The 17,598-nt window shown below is 29.6% G+C and carries 17 protein-coding genes; 10 read left to right on the top strand and 7 right to left on the bottom strand.

Features of this window, described 5'->3' with window-relative positions; all coding sequences use genetic code 11:
• Positions 1–51: 51 nt before the first annotated feature.
• From FP421_RS11265 to FP421_RS11245, 5 genes are all read right to left on the bottom strand, one after another.
• A complete protein-coding gene (locus FP421_RS11265) occupies positions 52–954 on the bottom strand; it encodes a hypothetical protein (protein WP_159950677.1) in 903 nt (300 codons plus the stop codon).
• 9 nt (positions 955–963) lie between these two features.
• Positions 964–1,437: a hypothetical protein gene (locus FP421_RS11260; RefSeq protein WP_159950676.1), complete on the bottom strand. Its 474-nt coding sequence runs from the start codon at positions 1,435–1,437 to the stop codon at positions 964–966.
• Between the two features lie 43 nt (positions 1,438–1,480).
• Entirely contained in the window at positions 1,481–2,356 is an 876-nt protein-coding gene (locus FP421_RS11255; protein ID WP_159950675.1) for a hypothetical protein, read from the bottom strand.
• 70 nt (positions 2,357–2,426) lie between these two features.
• A complete protein-coding gene (locus FP421_RS11250) occupies positions 2,427–2,942 on the bottom strand; it encodes a hypothetical protein (protein WP_159950674.1) in 516 nt (171 codons plus the stop codon).
• Between the two features lie 41 nt (positions 2,943–2,983).
• Positions 2,984–3,523: an RNA polymerase sigma factor gene (locus FP421_RS11245; protein ID WP_159950672.1), complete on the bottom strand. Its 540-nt coding sequence runs from the start codon at positions 3,521–3,523 to the stop codon at positions 2,984–2,986.
• Between the two features lie 195 nt (positions 3,524–3,718).
• Here FP421_RS11245 and yaaA point away from each other — a divergent pair, with 195 nt between their 5' ends.
• Entirely contained in the window at positions 3,719–4,477 is a 759-nt protein-coding gene (gene yaaA / locus FP421_RS11240; protein ID WP_159950670.1) for a peroxide stress protein YaaA, read from the top strand.
• Positions 4,478–4,510: 33 nt separating this feature from the next.
• On the opposite strand, the gene FP421_RS11235 is transcribed toward yaaA, so the two are convergent.
• Together FP421_RS11235 and FP421_RS11230 are read right to left on the bottom strand one after the other, a co-directional pair.
• Positions 4,511–5,935, bottom strand: a complete 1,425-nt coding sequence (locus FP421_RS11235; RefSeq protein WP_159950668.1) for an L-serine ammonia-lyase — start codon at positions 5,933–5,935, stop codon at positions 4,511–4,513.
• Positions 5,936–6,024: 89 nt separating this feature from the next.
• Positions 6,025–6,366: a DUF2853 family protein gene (locus FP421_RS11230; RefSeq protein WP_159950666.1), complete on the bottom strand. Its 342-nt coding sequence runs from the start codon at positions 6,364–6,366 to the stop codon at positions 6,025–6,027.
• A gap of 245 nt (positions 6,367–6,611) precedes the next feature.
• Between FP421_RS11230 and dnaK the strand changes: the two genes are divergently transcribed.
• From dnaK to FP421_RS11185, 9 genes are all read left to right on the top strand, one after another.
• On the top strand, positions 6,612–8,516 hold the full coding sequence (gene dnaK, locus FP421_RS11225) for a molecular chaperone DnaK (protein WP_159950664.1): 1,905 nt from the start codon (positions 6,612–6,614) through the stop codon (positions 8,514–8,516).
• 157 nt (positions 8,517–8,673) lie between these two features.
• The gene (locus tag FP421_RS11220; RefSeq protein WP_159950662.1) at positions 8,674–9,558 is read left to right on the top strand and encodes a metallophosphoesterase; all 885 of its coding nucleotides are present in this window, start codon (positions 8,674–8,676) and stop codon (positions 9,556–9,558) included.
• Positions 9,559–10,095, top strand: a complete 537-nt coding sequence (locus FP421_RS11215; protein WP_159950660.1) for a hypothetical protein — start codon at positions 9,559–9,561, stop codon at positions 10,093–10,095. It begins immediately after the preceding gene.
• A 33-nt stretch (positions 10,096–10,128) separates the two neighbouring features.
• The gene (locus tag FP421_RS11210) at positions 10,129–11,565 is read left to right on the top strand and encodes an MBOAT family O-acyltransferase (protein WP_159950658.1); all 1,437 of its coding nucleotides are present in this window, start codon (positions 10,129–10,131) and stop codon (positions 11,563–11,565) included.
• Positions 11,565–12,476 (top strand): hypothetical protein, encoded by a 912-nt coding sequence (locus FP421_RS11205; RefSeq protein WP_159950656.1) that lies wholly within the window; start codon positions 11,565–11,567, stop codon positions 12,474–12,476. Before FP421_RS11210 ends, FP421_RS11205 begins: the two co-directional genes overlap by 1 nt.
• Complete coding sequence (locus FP421_RS11200; RefSeq protein WP_159950654.1) at positions 12,473–13,765, top strand: NAD(P)/FAD-dependent oxidoreductase; 1,293 nt, start codon at positions 12,473–12,475, stop codon at positions 13,763–13,765. Before FP421_RS11205 ends, FP421_RS11200 begins: the two co-directional genes overlap by 4 nt.
• Positions 13,766–14,071: a hypothetical protein gene (locus tag FP421_RS11195; RefSeq protein WP_159950652.1), complete on the top strand. Its 306-nt coding sequence runs from the start codon at positions 13,766–13,768 to the stop codon at positions 14,069–14,071.
• A gap of 352 nt (positions 14,072–14,423) precedes the next feature.
• Complete coding sequence (locus FP421_RS11190) at positions 14,424–15,344, top strand: AraC family transcriptional regulator (RefSeq protein ID WP_159950650.1); 921 nt, start codon at positions 14,424–14,426, stop codon at positions 15,342–15,344.
• A gap of 96 nt (positions 15,345–15,440) precedes the next feature.
• Positions 15,441–17,597 (top strand): TonB-dependent receptor, encoded by a 2,157-nt coding sequence (locus tag FP421_RS11185; RefSeq protein ID WP_159951108.1) that lies wholly within the window; start codon positions 15,441–15,443, stop codon positions 17,595–17,597.
• Position 17,598: the final 1 nt, after the last annotated feature.

The raw sequence follows: 17,598 nt of genomic DNA, 5'->3' as shown, positions 1-17,598 counted from the left end.
TATTGCAATATTACGATTAATAATTAAATGCAAAAAATATTTATTTAAAATTTATCTACTCAAATCAAATAAATAACCAACAGAAAAATTAAAGAAACTAGTGTTTGACAAATCACTTTCGTTAGCTACTGCATTGGGTAAATTTAAGTAGTAGCTTAGTTCAAAATCCCAAGATTTTGTTGTAAATGATAAAGGAATAGAAATCTGCGTATTTAAAACATTAAAAACCTCTAAAGAAACTGGTCTTAAAAAAGGTCTAGTTCTAAAACGTTGCAAAAAAGTATAGGTTTGTTTTGCTGCAATAAAACTTATGGTAGGCCTTAACCTTAAGGCATATGTAGCTTTTCTTAGTAAATTTATTCTTGCAAAAGAACTAGAAACAATTTGGTAAGATTCATCTGATCCAAACAAATAAGATGCTGAAAGTGTTGTTCCTAAAGTTCTTTTTTTATTTCTAACCCCAAAACTTACATCAATAGAATTCGTAAAATCATCAAAATCATCAGCATAAAAAAACTTGGTATATCCAACATTGTAAATAAAATTATCTTTTTTTCCGAGTGTATTTAAGTACCCCAAAGAAACACTTGTAAAATCCCAGTGTGGGTCAAAATTTTGATAGTAAATCCCTGAAATACTAGCGTTAAATCCTGAAGAGTGATAATAAGAAATTTGTGGAATGACATTAAACTGATCTGTACCAGAATCTCTACCTGAAAAAAAAGTATTGGTACTGTACCCTATTGAGGTGTATAGGAAATTGTAAGAGGTTCCTCCTTCAATAAGTTCGTCTATAAATTGTTGGTCGCTAAAAAACAAATCATCTAGAATAATATCTATATCCTCATCACTTCTATTATCTTGCGCATAAGAACAAAAAGAGGTTGCCATTGTAAACAATAGCAACCCTAAAACTTGTAATTTTATTTTTATTTCTTGATAAAAATTAATCATTAATGTACGTTAATTCCTTTTTGGTCTTATTTTTCTTCCATTAGGATTGTCTTGTCTAGGACCATTTTTTAACTCACCTCTATCTTTCGCTTTTCTAATTTTATCTATCCTTTCTTTTAGCATTTTTCTTTGCTCTCTAGTTAAGGTTTTTCTAAAACTCTCTCTTGTTTTTCTTAAACGAACTTGTTGATTTCTCACCAACTCTCTTTGTGTTTTGGTGAATGTAGATACCAACCGTTTTCTAATTTCGTTTTTAGAGATTGTTTTATCTTTTAGAATTGCCAATTGCTCATTAGTTAATGTGGCTTTAAAAGCTTCTCTATTTGCTTTCATGACCTCTCGTTCTTTTTGCAACAAAGTCTTTTGAGCAGCAGTAAGTTCTTTTGTAATTAACTTGTAGTTAGAGTCCTGAGCAAAAATTGCACCTCCAAAAAGCATCAAACTCATAAAGCTAACTTGTAAAATGATGGTTTTGATTTTCATTTTTTTATTTAATTTGCTCAACTACTAAAATACTAAATTTTAATTAATCTCTACAGCTTTGTTTGGCTGCTTTCATTTCATCTGCATCATTAATTGTTGCAGTAGTTCCGTCTTTATAAGTAATGTCAACAGGAAAATTTAACATTCCTCTTTCTGTTGCATCTGGATTTGCCTTGTGCCATCTTCTAATTTCTCTAAAATCTTTTCTTTCATCTACTGTTATAACAGTAGCATCTGGCATAGTGAAACTTACAGGCAATACCAATCTAAAACATTTTCTTTTATCTTTTCCTTTTCTACATGCTTCTTTCACTGCTTTTAACTCATCTCTATCTAACAAAGTTTGTACTGTGCCATCTTTTAAAGTAACATCTATTGGAAAAACCAATTCTGGACGTTCTGTAGCATCTGGATTTGCTTTTACCCAATCTCTAATTAAAGTCCAGTCTTCTTTACTATTTAAAGTGATTGATGAATTATCTGGCATGATAAAATCAATTGGAAAAACAAACTCAAAACATTTACGTCTCTTTTTTCCTCTTTTTTCATTTGTATCCTCTAATTGTCTTCCTTGTAAAGAAAAATAGACATCACTATTAAATTCTTCTCTAGATTCATTAAAAGTATATAATGAAACTTTGTAACCTAAACCCTCTGCGAATTGAATGGACTCAGGAGTACTGTCAGCCAATTCTCCGTTAAAACTTGATTGAGTTGTTGCTGGTAAAACTGATTCAGATACCGCTACTTTTGCTGCTGTTTCAATTTTTGATATTAATACCTCGTCACTAGAAGAAGATTCTAATCCTTCTGATTCTGAACAAGAGGTAAATACTAAAGCTGATAAAACAAACGCTGTAATTGAGAAAAATAAAATACTAGATTTTAAGATATTCTCTTTTGAAATTGAAGTTTTCATAATGTAAATGTTTAATTAATAATTGTTTCTATTTCTTAGAACTGCATTTTCTAAAATAGTTTGAAAAAAATTATAAAATTAATGTTTCAATAAACTTACCATCTGATAATGAGTCGTCTAAAATCATAGAATCTAAGATTAAGTCATCCATTTTTTGTTCAGATAGTTCTGCTTTTATCACTACTTCATTTATTAAAGTAGTCTTTGCATACGCTTCTAATTCGTCATCCTCTACAAATAATGAGTTGATTAAAACATCATCATTAAAAGACAATAATTCTACTTGAACTTGTGTTTCATTACTTGTATTAGAACTTTGTAACCAAATGGTTAAACTCAATATAAAAACCAAAGATGCAGCTACAGCATATTTAAAATTAGCATGCATCCAAAATATTTTTTTCTTTTTAGGAACTTCAGTTCCTTCTTCTTCTTTGATTTTCTCTAAAATCGAAAGTTTCGACTTTACAAAGTATCCTTCTGGAATTGTTGTTCCTAAATAATCTTTATGATGTTTAGAAACATCATTTTGCATACCTTCTTTTAGAAAGTTGTTCTTGTTGTTATTTTCTGATGTTTTTTCCATAATTTAATAGTTAGACCCTACTTTTTAAAAATAGTTTGGATTTATATCACTATTTTTTCTTCTATAATTTTGACCACTGTATAATAGGTCGATTTTAATGTGCTTTCTGAGATACTTAAAATTTCGGATATCTGCCGAAAACTCAAATCATCAAAATATTTCATTTGAAAAACCCTTTTTTGCTTTTCTTTTAATCCGTCTATAATCTGTTGTAATTTTCGCTGAATTTCATTTCCATCAAAATATTCGTCTTCAAATAAAACTTCTAAATGACTGCTTGAAATCTCATCAATATCATCAAACGATTTCTTATTGTTTTTCTCTAATAAACGCATAGATTCATTATAAGCAATTCTATACATCCAAGTATGTAATGTACTTTTTTCCTCAAATTTATGGATGCTTTTGTACACTCTTACAAAGGTGTTTTGCAAGACATCATCTGCGTTTTCGTGTGTAGTTACCAATTTTCTAATATGCCAATACAAACGCTCTTGATAGACGTCTAGCAACTCACTAAAAGCTTTATCTTTTAGTGTAGGATCTTTTAACTTTTTTACAAGTTCAGCGTCTTTACTCAAGTATTGGGTTATTAGTTTCTATTCTTTTGACCCTAATTTTTCACATTAGTTTGATGAATTTATAAAATTAATTTGATTTCTAAGGATTGTATCAATTTTATAAATAGTTTTATTGATATTAATTTGCGATATCACTTACCTGTTTTTGAAATCATTTGTATTTTTATATCACAATATAAAAGCACCTTATTTCTAATGAAAATAATCATATCTCCAGCGAAATCTTTAGACTTTGAAAGCAAAGTACCTACAAATTTACACACACAACCTCGTTTCTTAGACCAATCAGAAAAACTGAACAAAAAGTTAAAAACATTATCAAAAAATAAACTATCAGATTTAATGTCTATTTCTGATGACTTGGCAAGATTAAACTACGAACGCAACCAAAACTGGGCAACACCTTTTACTCCAGAAAACGCAAAACAAGCAATTTATGCATTTACAGGTGCCGTTTTTCAAGGAATTGATGTCAACTCATTGGCAGAAGAAAAATTACCTCTTTTACAAGATCGCTTGCGAATTCTTTCTGGATTGTATGGATTATTAAAACCTTTAGATTTAATTCAGCCTTATCGTTTAGAAATGGGAACACGTTTAAAAGTAGGAAGAAGAGATAATTTATACAAGTTTTGGGACGATACTTTAGCAAAATCTTTAAATGAAGAATTAGAAGATGATGAGTTACTTATTAACTTGGCGAGTACAGAATATTTTAAAGCATTACCTAAAAAAGCATTAAAAGCACCCATGATTACACCTGTTTTTAAAGATTTTAAAAACGGACAATATAAAACCATTATGACGTATGCAAAAATGGCACGTGGTTATATGGTTAGATATATTGTAGAAAATAATGTGGAAACCATAGAAGATTTAAAAGGTTTTAATGTTGAGGGTTATGGTTTTTCTGAGGAACTATCTACTGAAACTGATTTGGTGTTTACGAGGTAATTTTAAATTGATAATTACGAATTCGTAATTATTTTAACAATCTGCTAAACCAACATTAATTGCTAAACCACCTTCAGAGGTTTCTTTGTAGTTTTTGTGCATATCCTTTGCAGTTTCCCACATGGTATCAATAACTTTATCTAAAGGAACTTTTACCTCTTTTGGATCAGTTTCTAACGCCATTTCTGCTGCATTTATGGCTTTAATGGCTCCCATAGAATTTCGCTCAATACAAGGTACTTGTACCAAACCTCCAATAGGATCACAAGTTAAACCCAAGTGATGTTCCATTGCTATTTCTGCTGCCACCAAAGATTGTGCAGGTGTACCTCCTAACAATTCTGTTAATGCTCCTGCTGCCATTGCAGAGGAAACACCAATTTCTGCTTGACAGCCTCCCATTGCCGCTGAAATTGTGGCATTCTTTTTAAAAATACTGCCAATTTCTCCAGCTGTTAATAAAAACTGCTTGATTTCTTTAAAATCTGCATCATGATTTTCTATCACTAAATAATACATTAAAACTGCAGGAATTACACCTGCACTTCCGTTTGTAGGTGCTGTAACAACCCTTCCTAGAGAAGCATTTACTTCATTAACTGACAGAGCAAAACAACTCACCCATTTTAAAATCTCTCTAAACTTTACTTCTATACTTCTAATAGCAGTAATCCATTCTTTTGGGTTTGAGTATTCGCCATCTTTAATAAGCTTTTGATGTGTATCATAAGCACGTCTTTTTACATTTAATCCTCCTGGAAGTATTCCTTTAGTATGACAACCAATATACATACACTCTAGCATGGTGTCCCAAATACGATCTAACTCTAGATCGATTTTTGATGCTGAATTGATTTCCAATTCATTTTTAAAAACAATTTCTGAAATCAATAAACCATCTCTTTCACAATACTCTTCCAATTGTTTAGCACGATTTATAGGATAAGGAAAATTTTGCTTGTTGATTTCTATTTCTTCTTCTAAACTGTCATTTTCTTGAATGATAAATCCTCCACCAATTGAATAATACGTTTCTGTTGAAATTTCTTTGCCCTCAGAAAACCCTCTAAAGGTTACTCCGTTTGCATGAAATGGTAAAAACTCTTTATGAAATTGAATTGAATCGTTTGGAAATACAATGTTTTTTCCTCCTTTAAAATGCAATTCTTTCTGTACGTTTATCCTATCAACAATCGTATAAATATCTTCAATAGGGATGTATTCTGGATCAGCTTCACTTAATCCCAACAAAATAGCCAAGTCTGTTGCATGCCCCTTTCCGGTTAAAGACAAAGAACCGTATAAATCAACTTTAACAGCATCAATAAACACAAAAAGAGACGTGTCTCTTAATTTCTGAATCCATTCTTGGGCAGCCCTCCAAGGACCTAATGTATGTGAACTTGATGGACCAACACCAATTTTCAACATATCAAAAACACTAATAAATTGCGACATTCTTAAAGTTGATTACATATTTTGCTGTAAATGTAAAAAATCCAACTCAATGAGCTGGATTTTTTATAGTATTAATAAAGTGTTAATTTTTAGAATCCGTAAACAGATTCTTTATCAAATTTCTTCACTAACATATAGTAAACACATGCTCTGTACTTGTTTCTTTCAGATTTTCCAATTCTCTCCATCACTTCTTCAATTCCTTCGTCAAGTTCTTTGCTATCAGCTAATCCTAATTTTTTAATTAAAAAGTTATTTTTAACAGTTGCCAATTCTTTAGCATCAGAACCAGAAACTGTTTCTGCATCTTTTTTGTAGATAGAAGGTCCTAAACCTTTAGTAACGGCTGCTAATAATTCAGTGTTAGAACGTAGATTTCTATCGTCCATAAATTTTTTGTACAAAGCAACTTTTTCGTCAAATTTACTCATGATTTTGTTTTTTAGTTTTAAGTATTATTCATTATTTGTTGAACCTCTCAAATATAAGAAAATATTGATTGTTTTCAAATCTAAGAGTGTTTCTATTTTATTAGATACATTTTGTGTCAATATGTCACATGAATTCTTTTATTTTTTAAAAAAACTGACATTTTACTGCTAAAAACCTGTTGGCACAGCATTTGACTAATACAAAGTGTAAAATTGAAAAATAGAATTTAATAAAAATAAATATTATGAGTAAAATTATAGGAATAGATTTAGGAACAACCAACTCGTGTGTTTCTGTAATGGAAGGTAATGAGCCAGTTGTAATTCCTAATGCTGAAGGAAAAAGAACTACACCATCTATTGTTGCCTTTGTAGAAGGAGGAGAACGTAAGATTGGTGATCCTGCAAAAAGACAAGCAGTAACTAACCCAACAAAAACAGTATATTCAATTAAACGTTTTATGGGTAATAAATTCTCTGAATCTTCTCAAGAAGTACAAAGAGTACCTTATAAAGTAGTAAAAGGAGATAATGATACTCCTAGAGTAGATATTGATGGTCGTTTATATACACCTCAAGAAATTTCTGCAATGATTCTTCAAAAAATGAAGAAAACCGCAGAAGACTATTTAGGAACTGATGTAACAGGAGCTGTAGTAACGGTACCTGCATATTTTAACGATGCACAAAGACAAGCTACTAAAGAAGCTGGTGAAATTGCTGGTTTAAAAGTAGAAAGAATTATTAACGAGCCTACTGCTGCTGCATTAGCTTATGGTTTAGATAAAGCTAATGACGATAAGAAAATTGTAGTTTTTGACTTTGGTGGTGGTACGCATGACGTTTCTATTTTAGAATTAGGTGATGGTGTTTTTGAAGTATTAGCTACTGATGGAGATACACATTTAGGTGGTGATGACGTTGATGAAAAAATCATCAATTGGTTGGCAGATGAATTCCAGTCTGAAGAAAATATGGACTTACGTAAAGACCCAATGGCTTTACAACGTTTAAAAGAAGCTGCTGAAAAAGCAAAAATTGAATTATCAAGCTCTTCATCTACTGAAATTAATTTACCTTATGTAACTGCTACTGCAAGCGGACCAAAACACTTGGTAAGAACACTAAGTAGAGCTAAATTTGAGCAATTAATTGATGATTTAGTAAAAAGAACAATTGAGCCTTGTAAAACTGCATTAAAAAATGCTGATTTATCAACTTCTGATATTGATGAAATTATATTAGTAGGTGGTTCTACAAGAATACCTGCAATTCAAGAAGCTGTTGAAAAATTCTTTGGAAAAGCACCTAGTAAAGGTGTAAACCCAGATGAAGTTGTTTCTTTAGGTGCTGCAATTCAAGGTGGTGTTTTAACTGGTGATGTAAAAGATGTATTGTTATTAGATGTTACACCTTTATCATTAGGTATTGAAACAATGGGTAATGTATTCACAAAATTAATTGATGCGAATACAACTATCCCAACTAAAAAATCGCAAGTATTTTCTACTGCTGTAGATAATCAACCTTCTGTAGACATTCACGTACTGCAAGGAGAAAGAGCAATGGCTGCTGATAACAAAACAATTGGACGTTTTCAATTGACTGATATTCCACCAGCACAAAGAGGTGTACCACAAATTGAGGTAACTTTTGATATTGATGCAAACGGAATCATTAAAGTTTCTGCAGTAGATAAAGCTACAGGAAAATCTCAAGATATTCGTATAGAAGCGTCTTCTGGTTTGTCTGAAGAGGAAATCGAAAAAATGAAACAAGAAGCAGAAGCAAATGCAGATGCTGATAAAATTGCAAAAGAAACTGCAGAAAAAGTAAATGGTGCAGATTCCATGATTTTTCAAACAGAAAAGCAATTAAAAGAATTTGGTGATAAGTTATCTGCGGATAAAAAAGAACCAATTGAAGCTGCTTTAGTAGAGTTAAAAGCTGCTCACGAGTCTAAAGATTTAGCTCAAATTGATGCTGCTATGGAGAAAATCAACGAAGCATGGAAAGTTGCTTCTGAAGAAATGTATGCTGCTCAACAAGGAGCTGCTGGTGCAGATGCAGGAGCACAACAAGGTCAACCTGAAGGAAATGCTGATCAAGGAGACAATGTTGAAGATGTAGACTTTGAAGAAGTTAAGTAGCCTTTGCTAAGCAAAGTCGAAGTATAGATTTTGAGGAATTGAAATAAGTCCACTCTCTGAACTGTGTTCAGAATCTATATATATCTAAAACGCAATCATTAAATTGATTGCGTTTTTTTTTATAAAAAAAGTCAACTTTTTGATTATTTTTACAAATATGAAAAAGTTCCTTTTTTTACTGTTATCTATCTCATTGTCAAATTATGGGCAAAATTCATGTTCTTCATTTAAAATAGGAATCATAGCAGATTGTCAATATTGTAATTGTGATGCAAAATGGGGAAGACATTATAAAAAAGCTCCTAAAAGACTAAAAGAAGCAGTTACAACATTTAATAAAGATTCGTTAACTTATACCATTCATTTAGGTGACTTCATTGACAAACAAATTTGGAGTTTAGACAGTATTTTACCCACTTGGAACAAGCTAAAATCAAAAAAATACCATGTTTTAGGAAACCATGATTTTGATGTTGGTCAAACCAATAAAGAAAAAATCATTTCTAAATTAAACTTAACATCTAGATATTATAGTTTTGTGGAAAATGATTGGCGTTTTATTGTTTTAGACGGTAATGATTTAAGTTTTTACGGAACAACATCAATAGTAAAAGAACAACAAACAGATTCTTTGTTTCATCTTTTAAAAGATAAAAATTTACCCTATTTAAAAAAATGGAATGGTGGTTTAAGTAATGCACAAATTAATTGGGTAAAAACGGAATTAGATACAGCTATTAAAGAAAATCAAAAGGTAGGTTTTTACTGTCATTTTCCTATTTATCCTATAGATAATGATAACTTATGGAATAGAGATCAATTTTTAAAATTGATCAAACCTTATAAAAATGTGAAAATATTTTTTAATGGTCACAATCATAATGGTGCTTATCAACTTGTAGACAAAGTGCATTATTTAACTTTTAAAGGAATGGTAGATACCAAAAACACTTCTGCTTTTGCTAAAGTTAAATTTACAAAAGACACTATATTTGTTCAAGGATTTGAAAGAGAACCTTCTAGAAAACTAGTTATCAAATAAATGCCTGGATTTAAAAAATATAATTCCACTAACTTTTTTAAACACACTTTTTGTGAATATACACAAGTTGATGATTTTGATTTTCCTGAAGACACCAATTATAAAAGTAAATCTGATAGCTTGTATTTTTATAATGATGAAGGTGTGTATCGAAAATCCAATCATTGGGGAAGAGTTGCCAATTGTAGATGGAAATTAATCACAAATCAGAAATATAAAAATCAAAAAACAGTTATTGGTTTTGCAAAATGGATAGACTTCTACCCCATCAACTCATCACAAAAAAACTTTTTTATAACTGTTGATTACGAATTAAAATCTGCAAAAATTCATCCTCTTAGAAAAGAACTTCATCAACATCTATTCACCTATTCTGAGGCTCAAAAAAGAATACAACAAATACATCATTTATTTAAAGATGATAAATGGACACACTATTTTGATATCAAAAAAGAAGAATTACAATATAAAGTCATCTCTAAATTCATCAATTCAAACAAAATACTACAAGAAATAAAAAGAAAACATAGCCAATAAAAAATGTACTTTTGTAAAAAAACAACTTTCTAAATGCTGTTTAATTCTTTTGAATTTTTATTTTTTTTACCAATAGTGTTTTTTCTTTATTGGTTTGTATTTAAAAAAATACAATTACAAAATTCACTTATTTTAATTGCTAGTTATATTTTTTATGGTTGGTGGGATTGGAAATTTTTAGGTTTAATTTTTTTAAGCACAATACTTGATTATACAATTGGTTTACTCCTAAGAAAAACAGATAACAAAAAGAAAAGAAGATATTTATTATGGTGTAGTTTGCTTTTCAATCTTGGTATATTAGGCTTTTTTAAATACTATAATTTCTTTGTTGATAATTGGATTCTTGCTTGGTCTAATTTAGGGATACAAATGAATAAAAGTTCATTAAATATTATTCTGCCAGTAGGAATTTCATTTTATACGTTTCAAACATTGAGTTACGCTATAGATGTTTTTAGAAATAAACTAGAACCTACAAAAAACTTTATTGCATTTGCAAGCTTTGTTTCTTTTTTCCCTCAATTAGTTGCTGGTCCTATAGAAAGAGCAACAAACTTACTTCCTCAGTTTTATCAAAAAAGGAAATTTGATTACGATTTAGCCGTTTCTGGGATTAAGTTAATTTTATGGGGGCTCTTTAAAAAAATTGTAATTGCAGATAATTGTGCAATTTATGTGAATGAAATTTTTGATACTTATCAAGATCAATCTAGTTTAACTTTAATATTAGGAGCCATCTATTTTGCATTTCAAATTTATGGTGATTTTTCAGGCTATTCAGATATCGCTATTGGTACATCAAGATTATTTGGATTTAACTTAATGCGTAACTTTAATTACCCATATTTTTCAAGAGATATTGCTGAATTCTGGAGAAGATGGCATATATCATTGTCAACCTGGTTTAGAGATTATTTATACATCCCATTAGGAGGATCAAAAGGGCCAAAATGGAAACAACTAAGAAACGTATTTATTATTTTCTTAGTAAGTGGTTTTTGGCATGGAGCTAATTGGACTTTTATTGTTTGGGGTGGGCTAAATGCTCTTTTCTTTTTACCGCTATTACTAACAAATAAAAATAGAATACATACAGATTCTGTTGCTAAAAACAACTATATCCCTAACATAAAAGAAATATTTCAAATATTTTCAACTTTTATATTTACCACATTCGCATGGATATTTTTTAGAGCAGAAACCGTCAATCATGCATGGAAATATATTTTAGGTATTTTTAATAACCAAAATACTTTTAAAATAGACTATATAAGTGGTTTAGAAAGATTCTCTTTTGAAGTTTTATTTTTAATACCCATCTTTTGTTGTTTTGAGTGGTTTTATAGAGTTAATGAAACTCCTTTTGAAGGGAGGTTTAAAAATTTAAATGAATTAATAATAATTCTAATGCTACTAGTTTTTGGTCAGTTTACAAACCATTCAAGTTTCATATACTTTCAGTTTTAATGAAAAAATTTATAATTTATTTAGTTAAAAGAATTCTGATTTTTGGTATAATATTAATTGTACTAGATTTTTCTTACACTTATATTTATGTAAATAAAGATACCATAAGAACAAAAATTGAATATATATTTCAAAATAAAGGTAAAAAATATGATTATATATTTTTAGGCTCTTCTAGGGTTGAGTTTCACATTAATACTTTTATGATAGATAAAGAAACAGGTAAAAAAAGTATTAATTTTGGTATCTCTGGACAGAATTTACCTGAAACTTTTTTAACACTAAAACTTTTAAAGCAACAAAATATTAGTGCTAAAAAATATTTTATAAATATTGATGAGGCTGACTTAGTAGAAAAATCTAAAAAAAGATTTAGTGGAGTTAGTTATTTTTTACCATTTATTAAAAATAAAGTAATTAATAATCATTTAAAAGAATATGATTTAGATTATTTTAAAGACACAAAAATTCCTTTTTATAGATATATGAATTATGGATATAAGATTGGTTATCGAGAATTATTATTGAAATTAGGTAATAAAAAAAGAGTAAAAAAGTTTTATATTGGACTTGAGAATGTTTTAAAAACTGATACAATCAGTAGTGATTTTAAGAAAAAATATGATACTGAATTATTAAATGAGATTTCACTTTTTGCAAAAGAAAAAAAAATAGAATTAATTTTTTATACCTCACCTTACTACAATGTTAAAAATGAAACAACTTTTAAAGAAGTATTAAAAAAAGAAAATATTTTCCCTTATATTGATTCTGTTACAAACCCTAAGTTATTTAAAGATGCTGGTCATTTAAACAAATATGGCGCTGATAAATTCACTAAAATGTTAATCAGAGATTTTAATCTAAAAACTAAAATTACGACTACCAATTATAAAAACAAAAAAGAATGAACATACCACAAACAAGTTTTCCAAGAGTCGTTATTGTTGGTGGTGGATTTGCTGGTTTAGCTGCAGCAAAAGGATTAGAAGAACAAGAATTACAAGTTGTTTTAATTGACAAACACAATTACCATACATTTCAACCTCTACTCTACCAAGTTGCTACTGGTGGTTTAGAACCAGATTCTATTGCTTTTCCGCTTAGAAAACGATTTAACGATGTAGAAAATTTTTATTTTAGGTTAGCTGAAGTAATGAAAATTCATCCTGATCAAAATTTAATCGAAACTTCTATAGGAGACTTAGATTATGATGAATTAATCATAGCCTCAGGATCAACCACAAACTTTTTTGGAAACACAAACATCCAAAAGTTTGCTATGGAAATGAAGTCTGTTCCACAATCTTTAAATATTAGAAGTCTTATTTTAGAAAATTTTGAAGAAGCTTTGCTAACTTCAAATATTGAAGAAAGAAATGCTTTAATGAATTTTGTAATTGTTGGTGGTGGACCAACAGGTGTAGAATTAGCTGGTGCTTTAGCAGAAATGAAAAAAGGGATTTTACCTAAAGATTATCCAGATTTAGATATTCGTCAAATGCAAATTAATTTGATTCAAAGTTCTGAGTGTTTACTAAAAGGAATGAGTGCCAAAGCATCAGAAAAAGCTGAAGATTTCCTAATTAAACTAAGGGTAAATGTTTGGAAAAACTTACGTGTTTTAGACTATGATGGTAAAATTGTAAAAACCAATGGTGTAGATCATTTTAGAGCAGAAACAGTTATTTGGGCAGCTGGTGTAAAGGGAGAAACTATTGATGGCTTAGATACAGAATGTATTATTGAAAGAGCTGCAAGAATTAAAGTTAATGAATTCAATCAGGTCATCAATTATCAAAATATCTATGCTATTGGTGATGTAGCTTGTATGTCATCTATAGAAAACCCATATGGACATCCAATGATGGCGCAACCTGCTATTCAGCAAGGAAAATTAGCTGCTAAAAACATTCTTTTAAAACTAGGAAAGAAAAAGCAAAAACCTTTTGTATATAATGACAAAGGATCCATGGCAACAATTGGTAGAAACAAAGCGGTAGTTGACTTGCCTAAATGGAAATTTCAAGGTGTTTTTGCTTGGTTTGTTTGGATGTTTGTGCATCTCTTTTCATTAATAGGTTTTAGAAACAAGGCTATTGTTTTTCTAAACTGGGTGTATAATTACATTCGTTTTGATAGAGAAACTCGATTAATTATTCGTCCTTATAAATCCAAAAACAAGCAGATTAATTTTTAAATGGGTACACGAATTATAAAATGTTCTGAATGCGGAACAATCAATACAAACACTGATTATTGTTCGTTTTGTAACAGCCTAATTTCTGATGCTAAAAAGAGAGTATTAAAAGCGGAAGAAGTTAAAAATGCTCAAATTAAGGAGGTTAAAAAAGAGTTAGAAAACCCAAATTTAGCTGAACGTCTCAAAAAACATCCATTCTTAATATATCGAATTTTTGGTTGGATTCTATACTCAGCTATACTAGTAGTTAGTGCTATTGGAGCAGGATTAGCTTGGTTTATAGCAATGGTAGCAGCTGGTTAACATTGAACACAAAACTCACATATTATTTTATATTCTGTTTTATTACAGGGACAATTGTCTATTTTTTACAGTATTTTTCTGTTGAACTTCCAAATATTATTCAATTTTACTTGAATGATTTTTTAATTATTCCAATTATTCTTTTTATCAGTTTGCAGGTTTTAAAATGGTCTAAAAATGATAAAAAATATATGCTTTCGTTATCTATAATTCTATATATCTGTTTTTTATACAGTTTATTTTTTGAGTTTATTTTACCTAAATATTTAGCAAGATATACCAAAGACTTTATAGATGTATTTTTATATTTTGCAAGCGGATTCTTATTTTATCGATTACAAAAATCAACACATTGAACTTTTCAACAACTACTAAGGAAAATATTGCAAGATTAAATAAAGCTATCGATTTTATTGAAAAAAATATATCTCAAAAACTCACATTATCTATCATTGCAAAACAAGCCTATTTTTCTCCTTATCATTTTCATCGATTATTTTCTGTTGCAGTTGGAGAAACTTTAACCAATTATATCATTAGAAAGAGAATTGAAAAAGCTACTATACATTTATTGTATCATAAAGAAGTAACAATTACAGAAGTTGCAGAGCAAGTTGGTTTTGGTGATTTATCTTCATTTTCTAGAGCTTTCAAAAAATTTTACGGACTTTCACCCAATCAATTTAAAAAAGAAAGCCCAGAGAAATATAGCAAGATTTGTAAAAACGAAAGCAAGAATGGTCAACCCAAAATTACTTTTGAGCAATACATTTGTAATATCAATAACGCACTAAAATGGTTACAAATGAATGCTAAAACAGAGGTTAAACAAATTGAAGAATTAAATATTGCTTGCATTTCGCATCAAGGAGAATTAGAAAAAATTGGAATGGTTTTTAATCGCTTAATTCAATGGGCAACTCCAAAAGGATTAATGAATCAAGAAAATTTACGATTGCTTACCATTTACCACGATAGCCCTAAAATTACGAGTCCAGAAAACATTAGAACTAGTATTGCAATTGTTTTAAATGCTCCTATTAAAGTTGAAGGAGAAGTAAATTTAAAATCAATTAACCCTGGTAAATGCATTGTAAATCGTCTTGAAATTGAGTCTCAAGAATTTCAACAAGCATGGGAATCTTCTTTTGTTTGGATGACAGAAAATGGTTATAAAAAATCAGATATTGATCCTTTTGAAATTTACTACAATAACGGCAATGAACATCCAGAAAATAGGTTTATTGTAGATTTATGTATTCCTGTGCTTTAACGTACAACTCATCGTTTAAAATTCACAACTCGGTATTTCTTTTTATTCAAAAAGAGATAATCGTCAAATCTTTGTATCATCAAAAAATCAATAATGATGAAACGAATTTTATTTTTACTATTTATAATTAGTCAAATCTCAAGTTTTGCACAAACTACCATTTCAGGAAAAGTAATTGATGCAAAAAACAAACCTGTCACTGGAGCAAATGTTTATTTAGATGGCACTTACGATGGTGATACAACAAATAACAAAGGTGAATTTTCATTCAAAACAGAAGAAAAAGGAACACAAACTTTAGTCATTTCTTTTGTCTCTTTTGAACCCTTTGTAAAAATGGATGATGTTTCAAAACTCAGTAATTTAAAAGTAAAACTAAGAGAAGATGTCAATACTTTAGATGCAGTAACTATAAATGCAGGAACATTTAGAGCAGGAGATAAAGCTAAAGTTACCGTTTTAAAACCTTTAGATATTGTAACTACTGCAAGTGCTGTTGGTGATGTTTTAGGAGCTCTACAAACACTACCAGGAACTTCAGCTGCTGCTGAAGATGGACGCTTATTTGTTAGAGGTGGTAATGCTGAAGAGACGCAAATTTTTATTGATGGTATGCGTGTTTTTACACCTTATAGCCCATCACCAAATAATACGCCAACTCGTGGACGTTATTCTCCGTTTTTATTCAAAGGAATTACTTTTTCTACAGGAGGATATTCTGCTGAATACGGACAAGCACTTTCAGGAGTATTAGACTTAACCACAATTGACAAACCAGATCAAGAAAAAACTGATATTTCATTAATGACAGTTGGTGTTGGTGTTGGTAATACACAAATTTGGGGTAATAACTCATTGAGCATCAACACATCTTATATCAACTTACAACCGTATACAGAACTTTTTCCTGATAGAAATACATGGTTAAGTCCTTTTCAATCTGCAAGTGGTGAAGCTGTTTACAGGCATAGTTTTAAAGATGATTCTATGCTAAAAGTTTATTGTGCATTCAGTTACACGGATTTAGATGTTATTCAAGATGATATTAATTTTATTGATGGATTCCGTTTTGGATTAAGAAACAGAAACCTATACATCAATAGTTCATATAAAAACAAATTTGGCAACAATTGGAAAATTGAAACTGGAATGAGTTTTACAAACGACAATTCAACTGTAAAAATAATTGATGACGAGATTAACAACAATGAAAATTCAGCTCATTTTAAAGTAAATTTAAGAAAGCAATTTTCAAGCAGATTTAGAGTTGCTATTGGATCAGAATATTTTATTACCAAATTCAATGAAAACTATACTCCTATTAACAGTCAATCTTTTGATTATGGTTTTGATAATAAACTATTTGCTTCTTTTGCAGAAACAGATCTCTTTTTTTCTAAAAATTTAGCTACAAAAATAGGTTTAAGAGCAGAACATTCAAGTTTTTCTAATGAATTTACGTTATCTCCAAGAGCATCATTATCTTACAAATCAAGTAAAAACTCACAGTTTTCCTTGGCTTATGGACAGTTTTATCAAAATCCTAGTAATAACTATTTGAAGTTTAATCAAGATTTTAAAGCAGAAAATGCATCACATTTAATTGCAAACTTTCAACACACCAAAAAAAATCAAATCTTTAGAATTGAAGCCTATTATAAAGGTTATAATGATTTGGTAAAGTATGATACTGATATGCCTAATTTCAATTCGAATTTCTCAAATGATGGAACTGCGTATGCAAAAGGAATTGATGTTTTTTGGAGACAAAATGGTAAAATAAAGAATACAGATTATTGGATTTCATATTCTTATTTAGACACTGAGAGAGATTACAGAAATTACACAACTACAGCAACACCAAATTTTGCATCAACTCATAACTTTTCTTTTGTAGCAAAACATTGGGTAGAAGATTGGAAAAGTCAATTAGGAATTACTTATAATTTTGCCTCTGGAAGAACCTATACCAACCCAAATGAACAAGGTTTTTTAAACAACAAAACAGCACCTTATCATTCTGTGAGTCTAAATTGGGCATATTTAATTGATCAACAAAAGATTTTGTATTTCTCTGTAAACAATGCTTTAGGGAGAAAAAATGTCTTTGGTTATAATTATAAAAACACACCAGATATGAACGGAAATTTTGATAGACAAGCTATAGTACCTAATGCAGATACGTTCTTTTTTGTTGGATTTTTCTGGACAATTAGTGATGATAAAAAATCAAATCAGTTAGATAATTTATAGT

Source organism: Polaribacter septentrionalilitoris, assembly GCF_009832745.1.
GTDB lineage: Bacteria > Bacteroidota > Bacteroidia > Flavobacteriales > Flavobacteriaceae > Polaribacter > Polaribacter septentrionalilitoris.
The sequence above is the reverse complement of the archived record's forward strand: the minus strand, read 5'-3'. Positions and strand labels throughout refer to the sequence as shown.

What these genes read in the sequence shown, in the direction of transcription:
- FP421_RS11265 (WP_159950677.1), bottom strand. Translation starts at nt 954, where the DNA reads ATGATTAATTTTTATCAAGAAATAAAAATAAAATTACAAGTTTTAGGG.
- FP421_RS11260 (WP_159950676.1), bottom strand. Translation starts at nt 1,437, where the DNA reads ATGAAAATCAAAACCATCATTTTACAAGTTAGCTTTATGAGTTTGATG.
- FP421_RS11255 (WP_159950675.1), bottom strand. Translation starts at nt 2,356, where the DNA reads ATGAAAACTTCAATTTCAAAAGAGAATATCTTAAAATCTAGTATTTTA.
- FP421_RS11250 (WP_159950674.1), bottom strand. Translation starts at nt 2,942, where the DNA reads ATGGAAAAAACATCAGAAAATAACAACAAGAACAACTTTCTAAAAGAA.
- yaaA (WP_159950670.1), top strand. Translation starts at nt 3,719, where the DNA reads ATGAAAATAATCATATCTCCAGCGAAATCTTTAGACTTTGAAAGCAAA.
- FP421_RS11235 (WP_159950668.1), bottom strand. Translation starts at nt 5,935, where the DNA reads ATGTCGCAATTTATTAGTGTTTTTGATATGTTGAAAATTGGTGTTGGT.
- FP421_RS11230 (WP_159950666.1), bottom strand. Translation starts at nt 6,366, where the DNA reads ATGAGTAAATTTGACGAAAAAGTTGCTTTGTACAAAAAATTTATGGAC.
- dnaK (WP_159950664.1), top strand. Translation starts at nt 6,612, where the DNA reads ATGAGTAAAATTATAGGAATAGATTTAGGAACAACCAACTCGTGTGTT.
- FP421_RS11220 (WP_159950662.1), top strand. Translation starts at nt 8,674, where the DNA reads ATGAAAAAGTTCCTTTTTTTACTGTTATCTATCTCATTGTCAAATTAT.
- FP421_RS11215 (WP_159950660.1), top strand. Translation starts at nt 9,559, where the DNA reads ATGCCTGGATTTAAAAAATATAATTCCACTAACTTTTTTAAACACACT.
- FP421_RS11210 (WP_159950658.1), top strand. Translation starts at nt 10,129, where the DNA reads ATGCTGTTTAATTCTTTTGAATTTTTATTTTTTTTACCAATAGTGTTT.
- FP421_RS11205 (WP_159950656.1), top strand. Translation starts at nt 11,565, where the DNA reads ATGAAAAAATTTATAATTTATTTAGTTAAAAGAATTCTGATTTTTGGT.
- FP421_RS11200 (WP_159950654.1), top strand. Translation starts at nt 12,473, where the DNA reads ATGAACATACCACAAACAAGTTTTCCAAGAGTCGTTATTGTTGGTGGT.
- FP421_RS11195 (WP_159950652.1), top strand. Translation starts at nt 13,766, where the DNA reads ATGGGTACACGAATTATAAAATGTTCTGAATGCGGAACAATCAATACA.
- FP421_RS11185 (WP_159951108.1), top strand. Translation starts at nt 15,441, where the DNA reads ATGAAACGAATTTTATTTTTACTATTTATAATTAGTCAAATCTCAAGT.